Source organism: Amycolatopsis sp. NPDC004378 (assembly GCF_053602455.1).
On sequence record NZ_JBSGDR010000023.1, the window covers coordinates 79267 to 98780 of the forward strand.

20 protein-coding genes are annotated in these 19514 nt (G+C 73.1%); 8 read left to right on the top strand and 12 right to left on the bottom strand.

The genetic code is table 11. The features are described 5' to 3' along the window. Position 1: 1 nt before the first annotated feature. Genes ACWEN0_RS41630 through ACWEN0_RS41650 form a run of 5 tightly spaced genes read right to left on the bottom strand, consistent with a single transcriptional unit; the run spans position 2 to position 4299 of the window. Entirely contained in the window at positions 2-259 is a 258-nt protein-coding gene (locus ACWEN0_RS41630; RefSeq protein WP_451986106.1) for an acyl carrier protein, read from the bottom strand. Then, a complete protein-coding gene (locus ACWEN0_RS41635; protein ID WP_451986108.1) occupies positions 252-1871 on the bottom strand; it encodes a fatty acyl-AMP ligase in 1620 nt (539 codons plus the stop codon). Before ACWEN0_RS41635 ends, ACWEN0_RS41630 begins: the two co-directional genes overlap by 8 nt. Before the next feature lie 10 nt (positions 1872-1881). Then, complete coding sequence (locus tag ACWEN0_RS41640) at positions 1882-2478, bottom strand: cysteine hydrolase (RefSeq protein ID WP_451986110.1); 597 nt, start codon at positions 2476-2478, stop codon at positions 1882-1884. After that, entirely contained in the window at positions 2471-3859 is a 1389-nt protein-coding gene (locus tag ACWEN0_RS41645) for an MFS transporter (protein WP_451986112.1), read from the bottom strand. Before ACWEN0_RS41645 ends, ACWEN0_RS41640 begins: the two co-directional genes overlap by 8 nt. Further along, complete coding sequence (locus ACWEN0_RS41650; protein WP_451986114.1) at positions 3856-4299, bottom strand: MarR family winged helix-turn-helix transcriptional regulator; 444 nt, start codon at positions 4297-4299, stop codon at positions 3856-3858. The genes ACWEN0_RS41645 and ACWEN0_RS41650 overlap by 4 nt, the downstream gene beginning before the upstream one ends. A 131-nt stretch (positions 4300-4430) precedes the next feature. Between ACWEN0_RS41650 and ACWEN0_RS41655 the strand changes: the two genes are divergently transcribed. Continuing rightward, positions 4431-4910: a DUF2087 domain-containing protein gene (locus ACWEN0_RS41655; RefSeq protein WP_451986116.1), complete on the top strand. Its 480-nt coding sequence runs from the start codon at positions 4431-4433 to the stop codon at positions 4908-4910. On the opposite strand, the gene ACWEN0_RS41660 is transcribed toward ACWEN0_RS41655, so the two are convergent. Together ACWEN0_RS41660 and ACWEN0_RS41665 are read right to left on the bottom strand one after the other, a co-directional pair. Further along, entirely contained in the window at positions 4907-5848 is a 942-nt protein-coding gene (locus ACWEN0_RS41660; protein WP_451986118.1) for a sigma-70 family RNA polymerase sigma factor, read from the bottom strand. The genes ACWEN0_RS41655 and ACWEN0_RS41660 overlap by 4 nt on opposite strands. A gap of 41 nt (positions 5849-5889) precedes the next feature. Then, positions 5890-6405, bottom strand: a complete 516-nt coding sequence (locus tag ACWEN0_RS41665) for a bifunctional nuclease family protein (RefSeq protein WP_451986120.1) — start codon at positions 6403-6405, stop codon at positions 5890-5892. A gap of 160 nt (positions 6406-6565) precedes the next feature. On the opposite strand from ACWEN0_RS41665, the gene ACWEN0_RS41670 reads away from it, so the two are divergent. Together ACWEN0_RS41670 and ACWEN0_RS41675 are read left to right on the top strand one after the other, a co-directional pair. Continuing rightward, positions 6566-7036 (top strand): SRPBCC family protein, encoded by a 471-nt coding sequence (locus tag ACWEN0_RS41670; RefSeq protein WP_451986122.1) that lies wholly within the window; start codon positions 6566-6568, stop codon positions 7034-7036. A gap of 81 nt (positions 7037-7117) precedes the next feature. Next, positions 7118-8551, top strand: a complete 1434-nt coding sequence (locus tag ACWEN0_RS41675) for an MFS transporter (protein ID WP_451986124.1) — start codon at positions 7118-7120, stop codon at positions 8549-8551. On the opposite strand, the gene pdxR is transcribed toward ACWEN0_RS41675, so the two are convergent. Beyond that, complete coding sequence (gene pdxR, locus ACWEN0_RS41680) at positions 8476-9888, bottom strand: MocR-like pyridoxine biosynthesis transcription factor PdxR (RefSeq protein ID WP_451986126.1); 1413 nt, start codon at positions 9886-9888, stop codon at positions 8476-8478. The genes ACWEN0_RS41675 and pdxR overlap by 76 nt on opposite strands. Before the next feature lie 81 nt (positions 9889-9969). On the opposite strand from pdxR, the gene ACWEN0_RS41685 reads away from it, so the two are divergent. Further along, complete coding sequence (locus tag ACWEN0_RS41685) at positions 9970-11187, top strand: MFS transporter (RefSeq protein ID WP_451986128.1); 1218 nt, start codon at positions 9970-9972, stop codon at positions 11185-11187. Here ACWEN0_RS41685 and ACWEN0_RS41690 read toward each other — a convergent pair. Next, complete coding sequence (locus ACWEN0_RS41690; RefSeq protein ID WP_451986130.1) at positions 11162-12634, bottom strand: helix-turn-helix domain-containing protein; 1473 nt, start codon at positions 12632-12634, stop codon at positions 11162-11164. The two genes, ACWEN0_RS41685 and ACWEN0_RS41690, sit on opposite strands and share 26 nt — an antisense overlap. Before the next feature lie 164 nt (positions 12635-12798). On the opposite strand from ACWEN0_RS41690, the gene ACWEN0_RS41695 reads away from it, so the two are divergent. The 3 genes from ACWEN0_RS41695 to ACWEN0_RS41705 are packed head-to-tail and all read left to right on the top strand — an operon-like array spanning position 12799 to position 15504. Beyond that, positions 12799-13812 carry an amidohydrolase family protein gene (locus tag ACWEN0_RS41695; protein ID WP_451986132.1) on the top strand — a complete coding sequence of 338 codons (1014 nt, stop codon included), beginning with the start codon at positions 12799-12801 and terminating at the stop codon, positions 13810-13812. Position 13813: 1 nt separating this feature from the next. Beyond that, entirely contained in the window at positions 13814-14488 is a 675-nt protein-coding gene (locus ACWEN0_RS41700) for an iron-sulfur cluster assembly protein (protein ID WP_451986134.1), read from the top strand. Next, positions 14485-15504 carry an NAD(P)-dependent alcohol dehydrogenase gene (locus tag ACWEN0_RS41705; RefSeq protein WP_451986136.1) on the top strand — a complete coding sequence of 340 codons (1020 nt, stop codon included), beginning with the start codon at positions 14485-14487 and terminating at the stop codon, positions 15502-15504. Before ACWEN0_RS41700 ends, ACWEN0_RS41705 begins: the two co-directional genes overlap by 4 nt. A 146-nt stretch (positions 15505-15650) precedes the next feature. On the opposite strand, the gene ACWEN0_RS41710 is transcribed toward ACWEN0_RS41705, so the two are convergent. From ACWEN0_RS41710 to ACWEN0_RS41720, 3 genes are all read right to left on the bottom strand, one after another. Beyond that, the gene (locus tag ACWEN0_RS41710; protein WP_451986138.1) at positions 15651-16439 is read right to left on the bottom strand and encodes a hypothetical protein; all 789 of its coding nucleotides are present in this window, start codon (positions 16437-16439) and stop codon (positions 15651-15653) included. Positions 16440-16525: 86 nt separating this feature from the next. After that, on the bottom strand, positions 16526-18043 hold the full coding sequence (locus ACWEN0_RS41715; protein WP_451986140.1) for a CehA/McbA family metallohydrolase: 1518 nt from the start codon (positions 18041-18043) through the stop codon (positions 16526-16528). A 100-nt stretch (positions 18044-18143) separates the two neighbouring features. Then, a complete protein-coding gene (locus ACWEN0_RS41720; protein WP_451986142.1) occupies positions 18144-18470 on the bottom strand; it encodes a hypothetical protein in 327 nt (108 codons plus the stop codon). A 530-nt stretch (positions 18471-19000) separates the two neighbouring features. On the opposite strand from ACWEN0_RS41720, the gene ACWEN0_RS41725 reads away from it, so the two are divergent. Continuing rightward, the gene (locus ACWEN0_RS41725; protein WP_451986144.1) at positions 19001-19240 is read left to right on the top strand and encodes a hypothetical protein; all 240 of its coding nucleotides are present in this window, start codon (positions 19001-19003) and stop codon (positions 19238-19240) included. Positions 19241-19514: the final 274 nt, after the last annotated feature.

Sequence of the window (19514 nt, forward strand, 5' to 3'; positions counted from 1 at the left end):
GTCAGCGCCTCTCCTCAGGTCCGCCTGTTGCCAGGGCTTCCGCGAGCACGTCGGCCACGGATCCCACGTCCGTGAACCGGTCGAGCTGGTCCAGGTCGATCGTCACGCCGTAGTAGACCTCCAAAGCCGCCAGGAGCTTGATCCGGCCCTTCGAGTCGATGCCCAGCTCCTCCAGGGGAGCGTCGGGCTCGACGAGGGCCGGGTCGAGCCGGAAGGTGTCGCTGACGACCTTCGTGACCTCGGCGCGGTGATCACCCACGGAAGTCACCATAACGTGCCCGCGCGGCCGACCGGGCGACCTTGCCACTGGAAGTGCGCGGAAGTCCGCCGGAAGGGACCAGACGTACCGCACGGAGCGTGAGGTCGTGCTCCCGTGACACCGCGCGCAGCACCGCCCGGGTCACTTCTTTGACGTCCGCGTCGGCGTCGCGCGCCCATTCGGCGACCACCATGGCGCCCTCGCCGCTCTCGTCGGCGACGCCGAACGCGGCGACGCGGTCGCGGCGGACCGCCGGGTGGGCCTCGCCCGCGGCGGCCTCGATGTCCTGCGGGTGGAAGTTGCGGCCGTCGACGACGATGAGGTCCTTGAGCCGGCCGGTGACGTAGAGGTCGCCGCGGTGCACGACGCCGAGGTCGCCGGTGCGCAGCCAGCCGCCCATGCCGTCGAGGACGCCGCCGAACGCGCCGGCGTCGCCGCGGCCCCAGTAGCCGGTCGCGACGTTCGGGCCGTGCACCCAGATCTCGCCGACCGCGCCCTCGGGCTGCTCGTGTCCCTCGTGGACGATCCGGACGAGCTGCCCGACCGGGCGGCCCACGGACACGAGCTCCGGTCCGTCGACGGTTTCGACGGCCTGGCCCTGCGCGAGGGCTTCGCGGTCGAACTTCGCGCCACGCGGGCCTTCCGGTCCCGCGCTGGCGACGTACACGGTGGCTTCGGCGAGGCCGTACGACGGCCGGTACGCCTCGCGCCGGAAGCCGTGCGGGCCGAAGACCTCGAGAAAGCGGTCCACGGTGCGCGGGCGGACGGGTTCGGCTCCGTTGAGCGCGACCCGCACGCCGGAAAGGTCGAGGTCGTCCCCGGCACCGGCGTCGGCCGCGAGGTCGTAGGCGAAGTTCGGGGCGGCGGTGAACACCGCCGGGTGGTCCGCCATCTGCCGCAGCCACCGCCGGGGCCGGTGCACGAACTCGGCCGGGGCCATGAACACCGCCCGCCCGCCGGCGAAGACCGGCAGGCACAGCAGCTGGATCAGGCCCATGTCGTGGAAGAACGGGATCCAGCCCGCGCACGTCGTGCCCTCGTCGACGCCGTAGGCCCGGCTGCCCTGCCAGCAGGCCGCGACGATCGCCCGGTGCGGGATCACCGCGCCGGCCGGCTCCCGCGTCGACCCCGACGTGTACTGCAGGTACGCGGGGCTTTCCGGCTCGGCCGGCACCGGGTCGGTGCCCGGCCCGGTCAGCTCGTCGACCACGACGACGGCGCCGCCGCCGGGGACCCGGTCCGCCGCGGCCGACGACGTCAGCCACACCCGCGCGCCGCAGTCGTCCAGCACGCCGGCGAGCCGCTCGGCCTGCGCGGCGGTGCCCGGCGGCATCAGCGGGACGGCGACGAGCCCGGCGGCCAGCGCGCCGAAGAACGCGAGCGGATAGGCCAGTTCCTGCCCGGCGAGGATGGCGACGCGCTCCCCCGGTGCCGCGACCTCGCGCAGGGCGCCCGCCACCACGCGGACGCGCGCGGCGAACTCGGCCCACGTCAGCGTGTGCTCGACGCCGCGTGTGTGGTCCTGGTGGGTGAACAGCGGGCGCTCGTCGTCCGCCCGCGCGAACAGCCGCTCCACGATCGAGGTGCGCAGGACGTCTTCGGGCACCGTCACGCCAGGCAACCTACTGGACGGCCCAGAGCCCGCCCAGCCCGGCCACGTCCACGACCGTGGCGGTGCGGGGGAACAGCGTGCCGGTCAGGAAGTCGTGCGTCTCCTGCTCGCGGTCGCCGCAGCCGTCGCGCAGGACGACGATCCGGTAGTCGCGGTCCATAGCCTCGCGGACGGTGCTCAGCACGACGCCGCTGGTGCTCAGCCCGGCCAGGACGAGCGTGGTGACCCCGCGCTTTTCCAGCTGCTGCTCGAGGTCGGTGGTCGAGAACGCGCCGACGCGGATCTTGCGCACCGAGACGTCCTCGGGCCGCGGCGAGAACCGGGCGTGGATCTGCGTGCCCGGGGCGTCGGCGCGCATCGCGTCCCGCATCTCGGCGGCCGCGGTGAACCGGGCGAACATGCTGGTCCCGGGGATCGCGTCGAACTCGGCGTCTTCGAACGCGACGCGCACCCAGCCGACGTGCCCGCCGCGCGCGCGGACGTCCTCGACCACACCGGCGACGCGGTCGAGCAGCGGACCGGTGTCGGGCAGCTGCCCGACGATCCCCTCCTGGTAGTCCATCACGAGCAGGGCCGTGCGGTTCGGGTCGAGTGCGGTGTCAGTCATCGATCTCTTTCTCGGTTCGGGTGGTGCGTCGGGACAGGGAACGGTCGAACACGGTGACGAGCAGGAAGACCACGCCGATGCCGACGAGCAGCAGCGCCAGGTCGTGCAGCCCGCGGGTGTCGGCGGCGGCGCCGTAGAAAGCGCCCTGCAGCGCGGAAGAGACGATCGCGCCGAGGTAGCCGAAGGTGCGCAGCAGGCCGGCGGACGCGCCGATGTCGTCGGGGTTCGCCTGGCGGTAGACGGAGTTCTGCAGCGCGAGGCTGTTCAGCCCCTGCGGCACCCCGGCCACGAGCGCGACGACCACGAGCAGCCAGACCGGCGCCGCCCCGTCCAGGGTCAGCAGCAGCGCGCAGCCGGCGAGCTGCCCGAGCGCGGCGACGGCGAGCTTGCCGCGCACCGCCTCGCGGCGCCCGGTCAGCAGCGACACGGCGATCCCGGTCGCGAACAGCGGCAGCGTGGCCAGCCCGGCTTCCGCCGCGGACAGGCCGCGGCCGTGCTCGAGCCATTGCGTGTAGCCGTAGAGGAAGCTGTACGCCACGACGTACGCCAGCAGCGCGCGGCCGTAGGTGCGCAGCAGCGGGCCGTTGCGCCCGAGCAGCCGCAGGTCGATGAACGGGTGGGCGTGCTTCAGTTCGCGCACGGTGAAGCCGGCGGCCCCCACGACGGTGATCGCGAGCAGGTACCAGTCCCCCGCGCCCGGGTGCATCAGGAACAGCAGGAGCGCGACGAGCGTGCCGGCGAACAACGCCATGCCGGGGAAGTCGAGGTCGAACGAGCCCGTCTTCGCGGGCTTCGCGACCTTCGGGAACCGGCGGGCGCCGAGGACGAAGGAGACCAGGGCGATGGGGATGTTGATCGCGAAGGTGGCCCGCCAGCCTCCGACGCCGATGAGCAGGCCGCCCAGCGCCGGGCCGATCACCGAGATCGTCTGGGTGGAGATCGCCAGCACCGTGAGCACGGACGCCGGGCTGTCGCGCCCGGTCCGGTCGCTCTCGTCGCGGATGAGCCGCATCGCCGCCGGGTAGCCGGCGCACGTGCCGAAGCCGAGGACGACCCGCGCGACGATCAGCACGGCGAGGTTCGGCGCCAGGGCGCCGATCACGCCCGCCAGCCCGACCAGGGCCGTCGCGGGGAGGAAGAGGCGGCGCGGGCCGTACCGGTCGATCAGCCGCCCGGTCACCGGCTGCCCGACGGCGGTCGCCAGGTACAGCGCGGAGATCAGCCACGCGGTCGCCGACGCCGGCTGCCCGAAGGCGACGCCGATCGGCACCAGCGCGACCGCGATGATCGTCGAGTTGACCGGGTTGAGCACGGCGCCCGAGACGAGCGGGGCCAGCAGCTTCCGGTCGAAGCCGTCGCGGACCCGGTCCCGCGTCGTCATGGTTCGACGACGCGGCCGAGCAGCGCCAGCGCCTCGTTGACCACGGCCAGTTCGTCCTCGGTGAGCCGCTGCGCGAGGGTGCGGGAGAGCCACTCCTCCCGCGACGCGCGGGCGCCCTGACCGTACGCGCGCCCTTCGGGCGTGAAGTGGATCAGCTGGCGGCGGCCGTCCGCCGGGTCGTCCTCGCGGCGGACCAGGCCGAGCTTCTCCAGCGCGGCCACCGTCGCCGCCATCGACTGCGGCCGCACGCGCTCGGCGCCGGCCAGCACGCTCGCCGTCGTCGGCTCCAGCTTCGCGAGCCGGGCCAGCGCCGAGGCCTGCGCGGAGGTCAGGTCGCCGACCTGCGTCGCGTCCATCATCTTCCGCCGCAGCCTGCCGACGAGCACGCGCAGCGTCTGCGCGGCCGCGACCGCCGATGCGGGAACCGTCTTCGAAGCCATATCGACAGGCTAGGCTTATCAGTTATGACTGTCAAATTTTCGGGACGAGCACGCCGGCTCCGGCCGCGCCGCCGGTGTCCACAGTGGAAAGCTCGTGCACCGGCGGCACGGGTCCGGGTACCGTCCGCACCATGCCCGTACCTTCCGCACTGGTCGCCGCGCTGGCCGACCCCGGACGCCTCGAGCTCTTCGCCCGCATCTGCACGGCGCCCGGCGGGCTGTCGGCCGGCGAGGTCCCGGCCAAGCTCGCGAAGCGGCTGCTCGAAGCCGGGCTCGTCACCACGGCCGGCGACCGCTACCACGCCGTGCCCGAGGTCTTCCGCGACGCGCTCGCGAAGGCCCCCGCCGATCCGCTGGAAGCCCTGTTCAGCCACGGCCGCCTGGTCGGCATCCCCCGCGCGCCCCAGCGGCGGCGAGCCCTGCTCGAGCACCTCGCCGAGCGGTTCGAACCGGGCCGGCTCTACACGGAGCGGGACGTCCGCGAGAAGCTGACGATGGTGCACGACGACCACGCGACGCTGCGCCGCTACCTCGTCGACGAAGGCCTGCTGCAGCGCAGCAACGACGGCCGCACCTACGGCCGTCCCGCCGAAACCCGTGCGGCCGGCTAGACGACGGCCGGCAGGTCGAACAACGCCAGCACGGCGGGATCGGCGAACACCACGTTGTGCGCCACGCCCGCCCCGGTCACCGTGAACACCTGCACGGTGTGCAGCCGGTACTCCCCCGTTTCGTCGCGGCAGTACGCCACCAGCGCGGGCTGGCCGTTCGCCGCCGCGCGGGTCATGCGCCAGTCCGGGCCGCGCATCGCGAACAGGCGGTCCAGGAACCGGCCGTAGTTCTCGCGGCCGCGGAACCACAGCGGCACCGGCGGCATCTCCATCACGACGTCGCCGGTCAGCAGCTCGACCAGGCCCGCGACGTCGGCGCGCTCGAACGCCCGCACGTAGCGGTCCAGGACCGCCTCGACCGCGCTGTCGGCCGGCTCGGGGACCTCGTCCGCCGACAGGTCGCCGAGGCCCGCGCGGGCGCGCTGCAGTGCGCTGTTGACCGCCGCGGACGTCGTGTCGAGGAAGCCGGCGACCTCCGCCGCGCTGAACTCCAGGACGTCGCGCAGGATCAGCACCGCGCGCTGCTTCGGCGGCAGCGTCTGCATCGCCGCGAGCAGCGCCAGGCGCAGCGTGCCGCGGCGGGCCAGGCGCAGGCCGGGATCGTCGAGGCGCGCGTCCGGGAACGGCTGCAGCCAGGGGATCTCGAACGACGGCGTCAGCGGCGCGCCCGGGTCCTCGCTCGCCTGGCCGAGCCCGGAGGGCAGCGGCCGCCGCGCGCGGCCTTCCAGCGCGGTCAGGCAGACGTTGGTGGCGATCCGGTGGAGCCAGGTGCGCACCGACGCGCGGGCGGAGTCGTAGCTCTCCCACGCCTTCCACGCGCGGACCAGGGTGTCCTGCACCAGGTCTTCGGCCTCGTGCACCGAGCCCAGCATCCGGTAGCAGTGCACCAGGAGCTCACGCCGGTGCGGCTCGGTGCGGGTCACGAAATCCTGCCTCATCGTCCCTCCCGCCGGAGAATGTACCGGCGGACGGGCCGGTATTACAGGTCGTCGAAGTCCTCGGGGCGCAGGCCGTCGAGCTCGGCGCGGAACCGGGCGACCTCGGCCTCGGTGTCGAGCAGGTCGGAGGCCGGTCCTTCGGTCTCCTGCTCGACCTCGAGCTGCACGGACGCGACGTCGAGGACCTCTTCGGCGACGCTGATCGGCGCCCCCTGGCGCAGGCCGAGCGCGACGGCGTCGCTGGGGCGGGCCGACACGCGCGTACCGGACGCGAGGACGAGGTCGGCGTAGAAGATCCCGTCCCGCACCTCGGTCAGCTCGACCGCGGCGACGCCCTGGCCGAACGCCGCGAGCACGTCGCCGAGGAGCTCGATCGTGCCCGGGCGGGGTTGTGCGACCTGCTCCCGCGCGCGCACGAGCGCTTCGGCCTCGCCGTACCCGATCATGATCGCCAGCCAGCGACGGGCCCCCTCCGGCTCGCGGAGGAGCATCAGGGGCGCCTCCCCCGGCACCGGAACGGCCATCCCGACGACTTCGATCGGGATCATGCTGACCACCCCACCCTCCGTCCAACGGAATCCTCGCGCGCGGGGTACCCAGTTCGCACGCGCGGCAACCCGTTTCCGGCTGCGGAATTTTCACCGCCCGCTCTCCTCCGCTGCGGACTTCGCCGTGACGCCTTGCCGGACGTGTCCGGACGCTGTCACCGTCGAGGGCGTGGAGCCGACGATTTCGCGCAGCATCGACGTTCCGGTCGCCGCGGAAACGGTGTGGTCGTGGGTCACCGACCTGCCGCGGATGGGCGAGCTGAGCCCGGAGAACGTCGGCGGCCGCTGGCTGGACGAGCCGGGCCCGGGCGCGCGCTTCCGCGGCCGCAACCGCAACGGCGACCTGCAGTGGTGGACCCGGGTTCGCGTCGTGGCGTTCCAGGAGAGCCGCCGCTTCGCCTTCGACGTGCGGACGCCGATCGGGTCGCGGGTGTCGCGGTGGGAGTACGTGCTGACCCCGACGGCGCAGGGGTGCCGGGTGACCGAGAACTGGTACCGGATCGGCAGCTGGGTCGTGCGGAAGTTCATGGGCCCGCGCGTCACCGGCCGCGCCGACCGGCCCGGGTACAACGTCCGGTCGATCGAGCACACCCTCGCGGCGCTCAAGGCCCGGGCCGAAGACCACGCGGCGGCGGCGTGACTTAGGTCGCGCCGAACTGGTCAGTCTCTTGTTGAGACCCACCCTTTCGGGCTAGGTTGAGTTTTCCAACCTAGGAGGGTCATGCCCGACACCGCGCCGAAGCCCGGGCTCGTGCTGCTGGTCGTCTCGACGGCGGCGTTCCTCGCGAGCCTCGACACCTTCATCGTCACCGTCGCGTTCCCCGGGATCCGGGCCGCCTTCCCCGGCGACGACCTCGCCACGCTCTCGTGGGTGCTCAACGGGTACACGGTGTTGTTCGCCGCCTGCCTCGCCCCGGCCGGGCGGCTGGCCGACCGGTACGGCCGCAAGCGCCTGTTCCTCCTCGGCGTCGCCGTGTTCACCCTCGCCTCGGCCGCCTGCGCGGTGGCGCCCTCGATCCCCGTGCTGATCGCTTTCCGCGCGGTACAGGCGATCGGGGCCGCGCTCGTCATGCCGACGTCGCTCGCGTTGCTGCTGACGGCGTTCCCGGCCCACCGGCGGCCGATGGCGGTCGGCGTCTGGGCGTCGGTCGGCGCGGCGGCCGCGGCCCTCGGCCCGCCCGTCGGCGGCCTGCTCGTCGAGGCGTCCTGGCGCTGGGTGTTCCTGGTGAACCTGCCGATCTGCGCGCTGACGCTGCTGGCCGGGCCGCGGGTGCTGCGCGAGTCGCGGGACACCTCGAGCGGCGTCCCCGACCTGCTCGGCGCGGCGGGTCTCCTGGCCGGGGTGGGCGCGCTGGCCTACGCGCTGGTCGAGGCGTCCGACCACGGCTGGGGCGCGCGGCCGGTGCTGCTGGCGTTCGCGGTCGCCGTGGTCGCGCTGGCGTGGGTTCCGCTGCGCTCGGCGCGCCACGCGGTGCCCGTGCTGGACCTGCCGGCCCTGCGCGTCCCGACGCTCTGGCTGGCGTGCGTGACGACGGGCGTCTTCGCGGCCGGGTTCGCCGCGATGCTGTTCGGCAACGTGCTGTTCCTGACGTCGGTCTGGCACGACTCGATGCTGGTGGCCGGGCTGTCGCTGGCGCCGGGCCCGGCGATGGTGGTCCCGGTCTCGATCCTGGGCGGCCGGTTCGTGCACCGCTTCGGCCCGGGCCCGGTGGTCGCCCTCGGCGGCGTCTCGTTCGGCGCCGGCGTGCTGATTTGGTTGCTGCGCATGGGTTCCGTGCGCGACTACGCCGGGGCGATGCTGCCGGGACAGCTGCTGACGGGCATCGGCGTCGGGCTGATCCTGCCGAGCCTGTCCGGGGTGGTGGGCACGGTCCTGCCGCCGGCCCGCTGGGGCGCGGGTTCGTCGATGGTCAACACGACGCGGCAGATCGGGACGGTGCTGGGCACGGCGGTGCTGGTGGCCGTCTTCGCCGGGACGCCGGACCTGACCGGCTTCCGGCACGGCTGGCTGCTCGTCCTGGCGACCGCGGTGGCGACGTCGGCGGGCGGGCTGCTGATCGCGGCGCGGCGCCGCACGGATCACTTCGTGGAGCCCCAGGCCCTGTCGAGTGCCGCGAGCCCCGCGTCGATGCGGTCCGCCGGGATCGAGCCGTAGCCGAGCACCAGCCCCGGCGCCGGGTAGCCGCCGCACAGGTCGGAAAGCGTCTGGACCGCCACCCCCGCGGCCGAGGCCCGGGCGGCGACCGGCTCCAGGTCGACGTCGGCGCGGGCGCACAGGTGCAGGCCCGCCGCCGACGGGACCACCGCCAGCCGGCCCGCGAAGGCACCGTCCAATCCGGACACCAGACGCTCGTGCCGTTCGGCGTACACCTTCGTCGCGCGGCGGATGTGGCGGGCGAACAGCCCTTCGTCGATGAACTGTGCCAGCGCTCCCTGCGCCGGGACGTCGCCGTGCCAGTCCGTGAGCCGGCGGGCGTGGCGCAGCGCGTCGCGGAGTGACGCGGGTGCGACCAGGAAACCCAGGCGCAGCATGGGAAGGAGCGTCTTCGAGAACGACCCCACGTACGCGACGCGCCCCGCGCGGTCCAGGCTCTGCAACGGTTCCAGGGGCCGGTCCGAGAAGCGGAACTCGCTGTCGTAGTCGTCCTCGACGACGACCGCGTCCACCCGCTCGGCCCACGCCAGCAACGCCGTGCGGCGAGCCAGGGACATCGGCGTGCCGAGCGGGAACTGGTGCGAAGGCGTGACGTACACCAGCTTCGTCTTCGGCGGCAGCGCTTCGACGTCGAGGCCTTCGCCGTCGACCGGCACGCCCGTGACTTCGGCGCCGTGGGACGCGAAGAGCAGTTTCGCCTGCCGGTAGCCGGGTTCCTCGACGGCCACCCGGTCGCCCGGCGAGAGCAGCACCCGGCACAGCAGGTCGAGGGCCTGCTGCGCGCCCTGCGTGACGAGCACGTCGTCGGCGTCGGCCCGCACCGAGCGCGAAACGCCCGCGTGCCGGGCGATCGCCGCGCGCAGGCCGGGGTGGCCGCCGGGGTCGGCGTAGTGCGCGAACCCGGCCGCGGCCCGCAGTTCGCGCGCGACCAGCCGCCGCCAGGTTTCGAGGGGGAACAGCGCGGCGTCGGGGATGCCGACCCGGAAGTCGTACTCCGGCGCCGCCGCCGGGACGACCGGCGAGGGCAGCGACCGCCAGATCGCCTTCGGCCGCGGCCCGGGTCCCGACGGCGCCGTGCGGGACCGGACGCGCGCGGGCAGCGAGCCGCTGACGTACGTCCCGGCGCCGACGCGGCCGGTGAGGAACCCGTCGGCGGTGAGCCGGTCGTAGGCGACCGCCACGGTGTTGCGGGAGACGGCGAGCCGCCGCGCCAGCTCCCGTGTCGGGGGCAGCCGCTCCCCCGCCCGCAGCCGGCCGTCCAGCACCGCGTCGCGCAGCTGGCGGTAGATCCGGACGGACAGGTCGCCGCGCCCGGCCAGGCTGACGTGGAAGTCCATCCGGCGAGCCTACATTGGCCCAATCCGATTCGACGGAATTGGATCTGGGATCGGGCCAAGTGGGGCTCTAACGTTGCTCGCATGACGTTGATCCAGGACCGCACCAGCCGCTTCCTCGCCGCCGCCCAGCTGGCCGGCTCGCTCGGCGACGGTGCCTTCCTGACCTGCTCGGTGCTGTTCTTCACGCGGATCGTCGGCCTGACTCCGGCGCAGGTCGGGCTCGGCCTCACGCTCGGCTGGACCGTCGGCACGCTCGCCGGGGTGCCGATCGGCCACCTCGCCGACCGCCACGGCGCGCGCGGTTCGGCGGTCCTGCTGGCCTTGGCGACGAGTGTGGCGATCCTGACGTTCCTCTTCGTCCGCACGCCGCTGCCGTACGTCCTCGCCGCCTGCCTCTACTGCACCTGCCAGACCGGGCAGGCCGCCGTCCGCCAGGCACTGCTGGCCACGCTCGCCGACCCGGAGCGGCGGACGCGCGTGCGGGCCCAGCTGCAGTCGGCGGGCAACGCCGGGCTCGCGATCGGTGCCGGGCTGGGCGGGCTCGCGCTCTCGGCCGACACCGCCCCGGCGTACCTGACGGTCTTCGTGCTCGACGCCGCCGCGTTCGTCGCGACGGCCCTGCTGCTGCACCGGCTCCCGGCCGTCCCGCGGCTGTCGGATCCACGCACCGGCGAGCCGAAGCTGGCCGTGCTGCGCGACCGGCCGTACGCCCTGGTGACGCTGCTCAACGCGCTCCTGTTGCTGCGCATGCCGTTGCTGAGCGTCGCCATCCCGCTGTGGATCGTCGAACGGACCGCCGCGCCGGGCTGGGCGGTGTCCGCGCTGTTCGTGCTCAACACGGTCGTCGTGGTGCTGCTCCAGGTCCGCGTCGCCGGACGGCTGGCGAGCCTCGGCGCGGCGGCGCGGATGGTCCGCCGCTCCGGTGTCCTGCTGCTCGCCTCCTGCGTGGCGTTCGCGCTGTCGGCGGCCGGGACTTCGCCGTGGGCCGCCTTCGGGGTGCTGGTGGTGGGCGCGCTGATCCAGGTGTTCGGCGAGATGCTGCAGTCGGCGGGCACCTGGGAGATCGGCTTCGGCCTCGCCCCGGCCGACCGGCAGGGCCAGTACCAGGGGTTCTTCGGCACCGGGGTCTCGGTGGCCCGCGCGCTCGGGCCGGTGCTGCTGACCACGGTCGTGGTCGGCTGGGGCCTGGCCGGCTGGCTGCTGCTGGGCGCGGTCTTCCTGGCCGCGGGCTGGGCGATGGGCCCGGCGGTCCGCTGGGCGCAGGCCTCGCGGGTTACGACTTCAGCTGCCGTGCGTTGAGGCCGTACTGCGCCATCTTCCGGTAGAGCGTCGCCCGGCCCATGCCGAGCTTCCCCGCCGCCTGCACCACGGTCGCGCCCGGCTCCGAAAGGCAGCGGACGATCTCGTCCCGCTCCAGCGCCTGCAACCGGCTTAGCCGGTGCCCGACGCCGGTGAAGATCTCGGCCGCCAGGTGCGCGGTGTCGATCACGTCCGACCGCGAAGCCGCTTCGCGCACCACACGGCGAAGCTGCTTCGCGTTCTCCGGCCACTCGTACGCCGTCAGCGCGCGGGACGCCGCCGAGGTGAACGTGACGTCCCGGCGCCGGTCGCGCCGGGCGAAGTGGTGGGCCAGCGGGAGGACGTCGTCCGGCCGGAACCGCAGCGCCGGGACCTCGACCACCCGGTCGACCAGCGGCCGCAGCGCCGGCGGCACCGACCCGGCGTCCTCCGCGGTGAGCACGAACGGCGGCGGCCCGTCGGCACCGGCCTCGGCGAACCGCCGGGCCAGCTCCTCCGCCGCCCACGCGGGCAGGCCCTCCACCCCCGACACGATCACGCACGTGCCGTCCTTGGCCAGCTCGGGCGTCCACAGCGTGAGCCACGTGTCGACGTCGTCCGGCGCCGGCGGGCGCGCGTTCAGGACGCGCTCGCGGGGCCGCAGCTCCCGCCGCGCCAGCGACGCCAGCGCCGTCTTGCCCACGCCGGGCTCGCCGACGACCGCGACCACGCGCCCGGCCCGGAACGCCGCCTTCGCTTCCCCGACGGCGGTCGTCCAGGCGGGCGACAGCCGCGGCAGCGTGCCCGGGTCGACGCGGTCGGCGTAGACCCGGAACACCTCGCCGCGCGGGGTCGGCCGGGCGGTGCGCCCGGACGCGCGGGCCAGCATCAGCGCCGCCGTGTTCCCGGCCGCGGCCTGCGCGAGCGCCAGCAGCAGCTCCGAGGACTGCTCGGACCAGGTCGTCAGGTTGACGCTGCCCGCGAGCGCGCCGGTGAGCGGGTCCAGCACCGGCACCGCCGCGCACGTGTACCCGCGCAGGTCGGTGCAGTAGTGCTCACCCGCCCGGACCAGCGACGGCGCCCGGTCGGCGAGGGCGAGCCCGAGCCCGTTCGTGCCCGCGTTGCTCTCCGCGAAGTAGAACCCGGGCGCCAGGTGCACCCGGTCGAGCGAGCGGTTGATCGACGCGTCGGTGCACAGCCGGCTCAGCACCAGGCCTTCGCTGTCGGTGATCATCAGGCTGATCGGCTCGTTGGCCAGCGTCGCCTGCAGCCCGCGCAGCACCTCGCTGCCGCATTCGTAGAGCAGCGAGCCGGTGTCGACCGCGCCGGAGAACACCGGCAGGACCTCGTCCTCGGGCACGCCGTAGCGTTCGCTGCGCTGCCACGACGCCCGCAGCCGGGGCGCGATCGCGGCGGCTCCCGCGCGCGCGTCGAACGACCGCGTGACGTGCACCTGCGGGTTCTCCACCTGGACCTCCCGGGACGCGGCTCTGCGCCGGACTCCTCCACCGTACGTCGTCCGGCCCGGCGACGGCGACGCCCGCTGTCTCAAACTGAGACACGCGAAGGGTCCCTGACCAGCGCCGACGTCCCTACCGTCCCAGCCACACACGAAGACGTGGAGGGATCCGGATGTACAGCAAGGACGGCGAGAACTACTTCATCGTGGACGCCCACGTGGCCCTCTGGGACGCCCGCCCGGAGAACCAGCGGACCATCCACGGGAAGCAGTTCATCGACTGCTTCTACGACTACCACCGCAACCTCAGCCCGGAGTCCGAGGTGTGGCCCTACGAGGACTACCTCTACCAGGGCGGCGAGCGGCTGATGCGCGACCTGTTCGAGAACGGCTACGTCGACCACGCGATCTTCCAGCCCGCCCACCTCGGCGCGTTCTACAACACCGGCTTCGGGCAGACCGAAGAAGCCTTCGCGCTCCAGCAGAGGCACCCGGACAAGCTGACCTACAACCACAACTTCGACCCGCGGTTCGAGCAGGCCGGCATCGACCAGCTGCGGCGCGACGCCGAGCGGTTCGGCCTCAAGGGCGTCAAGCTCTACACGGCCGAGTGGCAGGGCGACTCGCGCGGCTACAAGCTCGACGACAAGTGGACGTACAAGTACTTCGAGGCCTGCCAGGAGCTGGGCATCAAGAACATCCACGTCCACAAGGGACCGACGATCCGGCCGCTGGACCGCGACGCCTTCGACGTCGCCGACGTCGACCACGTGGCCACCGACTTCACCGACCTCACCTTCGTCGTCGAGCACTGCGGCCTGCCGCGGCTGGAGGACTTCTGCTGGATCGCGACGCAGGAGCCGAACGTCCACGCGGGCCTCGCGGTGGCGATGCCGTTCATCCACACCCGGCCGAAGTACTTCGCGCAGATCATCGGGGAACTGCTGTACTGGCTCGACGAGGACCGCATCCAGTTCTCCAGCGACTACGCGATCTGGACGCCGAAGTGGCTGATCGAGCGGTTCGTCGACTTCCAGATCCCGGAGGACCTGCCGGAGTACGCGCCGCTGACCGTCGACCAGAAGAAGAAGATCCTCGGCCTCAACGCGGCGGCGCTGTACGACATCCCGGTGCCCGAGGAGCTGCGGCTCGCGCCGGTCGAGACCCAGGCCGTATCGGTGGCCTGAGATGGACGCCTACACCGCGCTGGACGCGGTCCTCGACCCGGAGCTCGACGAGCCGATCACCGACCTCGGCTTCGTCAAGTCGCTCGACGTCGACGGCGGGCGGGTGACCGTCCACTTGCGACTGCCGACGTCGTTCTGCGCGCCGAACTTCGCCTACCTGATGGCGTCGGACGCGAAGGACGTGCTGACCGCGCTGCCGTGGACCACCGAAGTGGTGGTCGAGCTCGACGACCACCACGACTCGGACCTGATCAACGCCGGGCTGGCCGCGGACGCGGGCTACCGCGGCACGTTCGGGCACGAGGCCGACCAGGACCTCGAGGAGCTGCGGGAGATCTTCCGCCGCAAGGCCCACCAGGCGGCGATGGAGCGCGCCCTGACCGTGTTGCTGCGCGCGGACGAGGACGTCGACCTGCACGGCGTCACCCTCGCGGACCTGCCCGAGGTGCCCGCGTCCGCGGCCCTGCTGCGGCGGCGAGCGGCGCTCGGGCTGCCCGGCGAGCCGTCGTCGCCGGTCCTGGTCGACCACGACGGCACCCCGTTCCCCCGCGAAGAAATCCCGCTGCGGCTGCGGTTCGCCCGGTCGGTCCGCATTTCGATCGAAGGCAACTCGCACTTCTGCCGCGGGCTGCTCCGCACCCGCTACCCCGAAACCCGCACGGAGGCAACAGCATGAAAGCGGTCCAGGTCGTCGGGTACGACGCGCCCCTGCGGATGACCGACGTTCCCGAACCGGAGGTCACCGGCCCGTACGACGTGATCGTGCGGATCGGCGGCGCCGGGGTCTGCCGCACCGACCTCCACATCCTGGAAGGCCAGTGGCAGGAGAAGTCGGGCGTCACCCTGCCCTACACGATCGGGCACGAGAACGCGGGCTGGGTGCACGCGGTCGGCAGCGCGGTCACGAACGTCGCCGAGGGCGACAAGGTGATCGTGCACCCGCTGATCACGTGCGGGCTGTGCCGGGCGTGCCGCTTCGGCGACGACGTCCACTGCGAGCAGTCGCAGTTCCCGGGCATCGACACCGCGGGCGGCTACGCGGAGTACCTCAAGACGTCGGCGCGCAGCGTCGTGAAGATCGACGACGCCCTCGAACCGGCCGACGTCGCGGCGCTGGCCGACGCCGGCCTGACGGCGTACCACGCGGCGGCGAAGGCGGCGCGGCGCCTGCGTCCGGGCGACAAGTGCGTCGTGATCGGCGCGGGCGGGCTCGGGCACATCGGCATCCAGGTGCTCAAGGCGATCTCGGCGGCCGAGCTGATCGTCGTGGACCGCAACCCGGACGCGGTGAAGCTGGCGCTGTCGATCGGCGCCGACCACGGCGTGACCGGCTCGCCGGTTTCCCAGGTCCTCGACCTCACCGACGGCCACGGCGCGGAGGCGGTGATCGACTTCGTCGGCGAAGGCGGCGCGACCCGTGACGGCATCGCGATGCTGCGCCGCGCGGGCGACTACCACGTCGTCGGCTACGGCGAGAACATCGACGTCCCGACGATCGACATCATCTCGACGGAGATCAACCTGATCGGCAACCTGGTCGGCTCGTACAACGACCTGTGCGAGCTGATGGTGCTGGCCGCGCAGGGCCGCGTCAAACTGCACACGGCCCAGTACGCCCTGGACGACTTCCAGGCCGCGCTGGACGACCTCGACAACGGCCGCATCCGCGGCCGAGCCATCCTCGTGCCCTGACGACCCGTGCGCGAAGAGGCATCACGCGTGATCCAGCAGGCATCACGCGTGATCGGACGGGCATCACCGCGATGCCCCGCCAATCACGCGTGATGCCCCTCCAGACACGCGTGATGCCTCTCTGATCACGCGTGATGCCCGTCGGGTCATTGGCTTTGCCGGGCCGCCGGGGCTTGGTGCAGTGAGAGGTCCGGGCCGGCGGCGGAATCCTGGGCCCAGGCTCCGGACTCCGCCGTCCAGGTCTGGCCGGCGAAGCTCACCTTGTCGACGCCCAGCGCCTCCGCCCGGGCGACCAGCCAGGTCGCGTACGTCCAGCCCTGGGCCGCCGGGTGCGCGCCGCTCAGCTTGGCCGTGCCCAGCTCCGCCGTGGCCGCGGCGGCGATGTCCGCCGGGGCCGCCAGGGTCAGGTTGCGGCAGGTCAGCGCGGCCGGGAACTGGCCGTTGAACGCCGCGGCCAGCGCGCGGGACTGCGGCTCCCACTGGGCGTACGCGTCCGGGACGCCGGAACGCTGGATCTCCTGGGCCGCTTCCGTGATCGGCAGCGTCTCCCAGCCCGGCAGCTTCTCCAGCTTCTGGTAGAACGCCGTCGACGCGTAGACCGGGTCGCGCAGCTGCGCGACCGTGCCCCAGCCCTGGCTCGGCCGCTGCTGGAACAGCCCGACCGAGTCGCGGTCACCGCTTTCCAGGTTGCGCAGCTTCGACTCCTGCAGAGCCGTGGCCAGCGCGACCGTCGCCGCGTGCGGCGGCAGCCCCAGCTTGGTCCCGACGGCCGAGATCGTCGCGGCGTTGCCGGTCTGCTCGGGCGTGAACGTGTACGCGGTCTGCCCGGGCAGCGCCACCGTGCAGCCCGGCGTGCGGACCGGGCTGCGCGACAGCACCACGACCACGACGATCCCCGCGGTCAGCACGACGACCGCCCCCAGGAAGATGGCCACCTTCAGGCCACAACCACGCACCCTGCCTCGCCTTCACCCGTTCGCCCCAGTCTGCCAAAGCAGGACGCGGGGCGACGGGCGGAGGTTCAGTGGCCGACGCCGAGGAAGATCGGGTTCGACATCGCCACCATGGCGTTCGGCTGGCTCGTGTTCGGGCCGCCGGACGGGCGGCGGACCTCGACGCGCACCCAGCGCGAGTACCGCGGGTAGGTGGTCCACGTCACGGTCGCCGCGCCCGAGTCGCCGACCGTCTCCGTGTGCTCCGGGCCCAGCTGGTCCAGGAACGTCACCGTCGTCCCCGGGACGCCGCCCACCACCGCGCGCACCGTCACCGGGGTCCCGATCCCCAGCGGCAGGCGCTCGCCGATGCCCGCCGTGCGGCCGCCGCCGGACGCCGTGAAGTCCAGGTTCACCGCCGACGACTCCGCCAGCCACGACCGGCCGGCCTTCAGCCCGGCCAGCAGCTCCTGGCGGCGCAGCCGGTCGGCGTACACGACGGTGTGCGGCAGCGCGACGCGCTGGTCCGGGTTGTGCGCGTCGGAGTCGCCGATCGCCGGGATGAACCGGCCGCCGCGCAGGAGGCCGTCCCAGTGGATGACGCTCGCTTCGTCGTCCTGGGTCCACGGGCCGTTCCAGACCTCGACGAGGTCGGCGATCTCGTACGCGAACTCGTAGGTGCAGCCGAAGCAGTTGGCGAACGGGTGCGCCGCGGTGACCAGGCCGCCCGCGCGGTGCACCTGGTCGGTGAACCGGCGGAAGTCCTGCGGGTCGGCCGCCCGGTAGCGCCAGTCGATCCAGGTCCCGGCGGGCAGGCCGATCGCTGGCCAGTGCCCCGACCGCGTCGTGACTTCTTCGCCGTTGAGGATCAGCAGGTCGTCGGTCGCGTAGTCGCCCCAGACGAGCTGGGAGCTGGACGTGTTGTGGTCGGTGGAGATCATGAAGTCCAGGCCGGCGGCGCGCGCGTCGGCGACCAGCTGGTCCGGCGTGCGGCGGCCGTCGGAGTGGACGGTGTGCAGGTGGCCGTCGCCGCGGTACCACGCGCGGCCCCGCTCGCGGGCCGGCGCGGACTCCGGCGCCGGGTTCGGCTTGAACGGCGCGGCGTCCGGGCCGAAGGTGAGCGTGATGTCGACCCGGTAGTTCAGGCCCTGCGGCGCGACGGTGTACGGGCCGAGGATGACGTGCCAGCGGCCCGGATTCACCGGGCCGGCGAGGTAACCGGGCGTCGCCTCGCCGGCGTTGATCGAGAACCGGTCGCGGAAGCCGCCGGACCAGCCGCGGAAGCCGCGGGCGTTGCCCAGTTCGTGGCCTTCCGGGCCGAACATCCCGATGTCGCAGGCGTTCCCGCGGGTACCGGCGGGCACCGAGGGCCGGTCGTAGGAGTAGACGACGTCGATCTGCTTGACCCCGCGCGGCACGTCGACGGGCAGGTAGTACCAGTCCGGGATGTCCGGCTTGAAGGTGCCGGTGACGGTCCTGGTCTGCGTGCCGGTGCCGCCCGGCTGGTCGGCGAACGCGACGCCGGGCAGCATCCCCATCGCCGCCCCGGCCGCGGCCACGCCGCTCGCGCGCAGCAGGGTGCGCCGGCTGAAGTCCCCAGAACTCATGCGTACCTCCGCATCGAAAGACGCCCCGACGCTAGGCGGCGAACGCGAACGCCGACAAGGAACCGGCGGTGAACTTTCGGCGTGCGGCGGCCCCTGCCGGTCAGGACCCGGCGCGCCGGGCGAGGATCTTGGCGAGCGCGACGACGGTGACGGCGGCGGCGATCCCCAGCCGCGTCACGTCGACGGCGGGCACCCAGGTCACGGTCCCGCCCCGCACGACGAACGCCCCGGCGGGCCGGGCGAACACCCCGAACCCGGCGCCCTCCCGCACCGGCAATGCGCCGTTGTCGTCCGCGCCGCCGCCTCCCCCGCCGAAGACCGCGGCGGCCGGGATCACGATGGTGCCGTCACGGTCCACCGGTTCGCCGTAGACGAGCTTCGCGGTGAAGAGGTCGCGCGCGGTCGTCGCCAGGTGCCCGAGTTTCATCCCGCCATCATGGCGCGAACCGGGGTGCCGCGGCGGGGAACGTCCGCGAGCGTGCGCCGGTCCGGATCGTTGCCCGTCGCCGGGATGTCCACTGTGGCCGGTTCCGGCTGACGACCGGCCGTGACCGGGAACGGGCCACGGAATCGGTGCAGCCCTGAAAAAATTCGGCTGAAGGTGTGGGACCGCAACGCATCCGGCGATTTTCGGCGGATGCGCTTGTAGCGTCACAGCGCGTGCCCGCCGAGAGGGACGGCGGTGCACCGGGGCGGACGGGCCGGCACCGCGTCGGGGGGTGCCGGCCCGTTCTCGTGCCGACCACCGGGGCCGCGGGTCAAGCAGGGGTTGACGGCGATCCGCCCAGTTCACCGTCGTGACCGGCGGAAACCGGCCGGACGCTGCGAAATTCGTGACGAACCCGGCCGGTCCTCGCTGACTTTTCACCCGCAGCGGGTGTGAACTACGTGTATCCGGGGCATTAACCGGTGACACCTGTGCTTCAAGGGGAGTGCCCGGACCGAGGGGAGACCGCGATGACCTTCGACTTCGTCAGCCGCTGGCTGGGCAGGTATCGCGAACGGCCCGGGGTCACGGTGGACCTCTCGTGCGGCGGCCGGGTGACCCTGCGCGAGATCGACGGGCGCCCGGTGCTGGCCATCACGACGGCCCCGGGTCCGGACGGCCGCTGCAGCGTCGCCGCCGTGCCGCTTTCGGAGGCCGAGCGCCACGAGCTGGGCCACGTGCTGGAGTCGGACGTCCTCCTGGCGTCCTGAGCCCGGCAGCCCCGGGAACAAGGGTCCCGTACCGGCGCTTCACCGGGGGTTTCCCTACCGGTTTCCGTCGTAGGCTACGCACCGTGCTTTGTGGCAGTCCTCGCGAGAATCACGGCCCCCACAGTGTGGCGCGGGTCGCTTTTTGTGGGGTTCCCACAACTCAGCCGCCTCGGCATGCGCCATGGCGGACAGTGGTCTACCCGGTGGTAATCCAGCAGGGTGTAGACAGGTGCAGGCGACGCTCCGGGACAGGTGCGTCGCCTTCTGTGCGTGG

Coding starts and splice junctions, on each gene's coding strand:
- ACWEN0_RS41640 (WP_451986110.1), bottom strand. CDS start 2,478: ATGACTGACACCGCACTCGACCCGAACCGCACGGCCCTGCTCGTGATG.
- ACWEN0_RS41645 (WP_451986112.1), bottom strand. CDS start 3,859: ATGACGACGCGGGACCGGGTCCGCGACGGCTTCGACCGGAAGCTGCTG.
- ACWEN0_RS41650 (WP_451986114.1), bottom strand. CDS start 4,299: ATGGCTTCGAAGACGGTTCCCGCATCGGCGGTCGCGGCCGCGCAGACG.
- ACWEN0_RS41655 (WP_451986116.1), top strand. CDS start 4,431: ATGCCCGTACCTTCCGCACTGGTCGCCGCGCTGGCCGACCCCGGACGC.
- ACWEN0_RS41660 (WP_451986118.1), bottom strand. CDS start 5,848: ATGAGGCAGGATTTCGTGACCCGCACCGAGCCGCACCGGCGTGAGCTC.
- ACWEN0_RS41675 (WP_451986124.1), top strand. CDS start 7,118: ATGCCCGACACCGCGCCGAAGCCCGGGCTCGTGCTGCTGGTCGTCTCG.
- pdxR (WP_451986126.1), bottom strand. CDS start 9,888: ATGGACTTCCACGTCAGCCTGGCCGGGCGCGGCGACCTGTCCGTCCGG.
- ACWEN0_RS41685 (WP_451986128.1), top strand. CDS start 9,970: ATGACGTTGATCCAGGACCGCACCAGCCGCTTCCTCGCCGCCGCCCAG.
- ACWEN0_RS41695 (WP_451986132.1), top strand. CDS start 12,799: ATGTACAGCAAGGACGGCGAGAACTACTTCATCGTGGACGCCCACGTG.
- ACWEN0_RS41700 (WP_451986134.1), top strand. CDS start 13,814: ATGGACGCCTACACCGCGCTGGACGCGGTCCTCGACCCGGAGCTCGAC.
- ACWEN0_RS41705 (WP_451986136.1), top strand. CDS start 14,485: ATGAAAGCGGTCCAGGTCGTCGGGTACGACGCGCCCCTGCGGATGACC.
- ACWEN0_RS41715 (WP_451986140.1), bottom strand. CDS start 18,043: ATGAGTTCTGGGGACTTCAGCCGGCGCACCCTGCTGCGCGCGAGCGGC.
- ACWEN0_RS41720 (WP_451986142.1), bottom strand. CDS start 18,470: ATGAAACTCGGGCACCTGGCGACGACCGCGCGCGACCTCTTCACCGCG.
- ACWEN0_RS41725 (WP_451986144.1), top strand. CDS start 19,001: ATGACCTTCGACTTCGTCAGCCGCTGGCTGGGCAGGTATCGCGAACGG.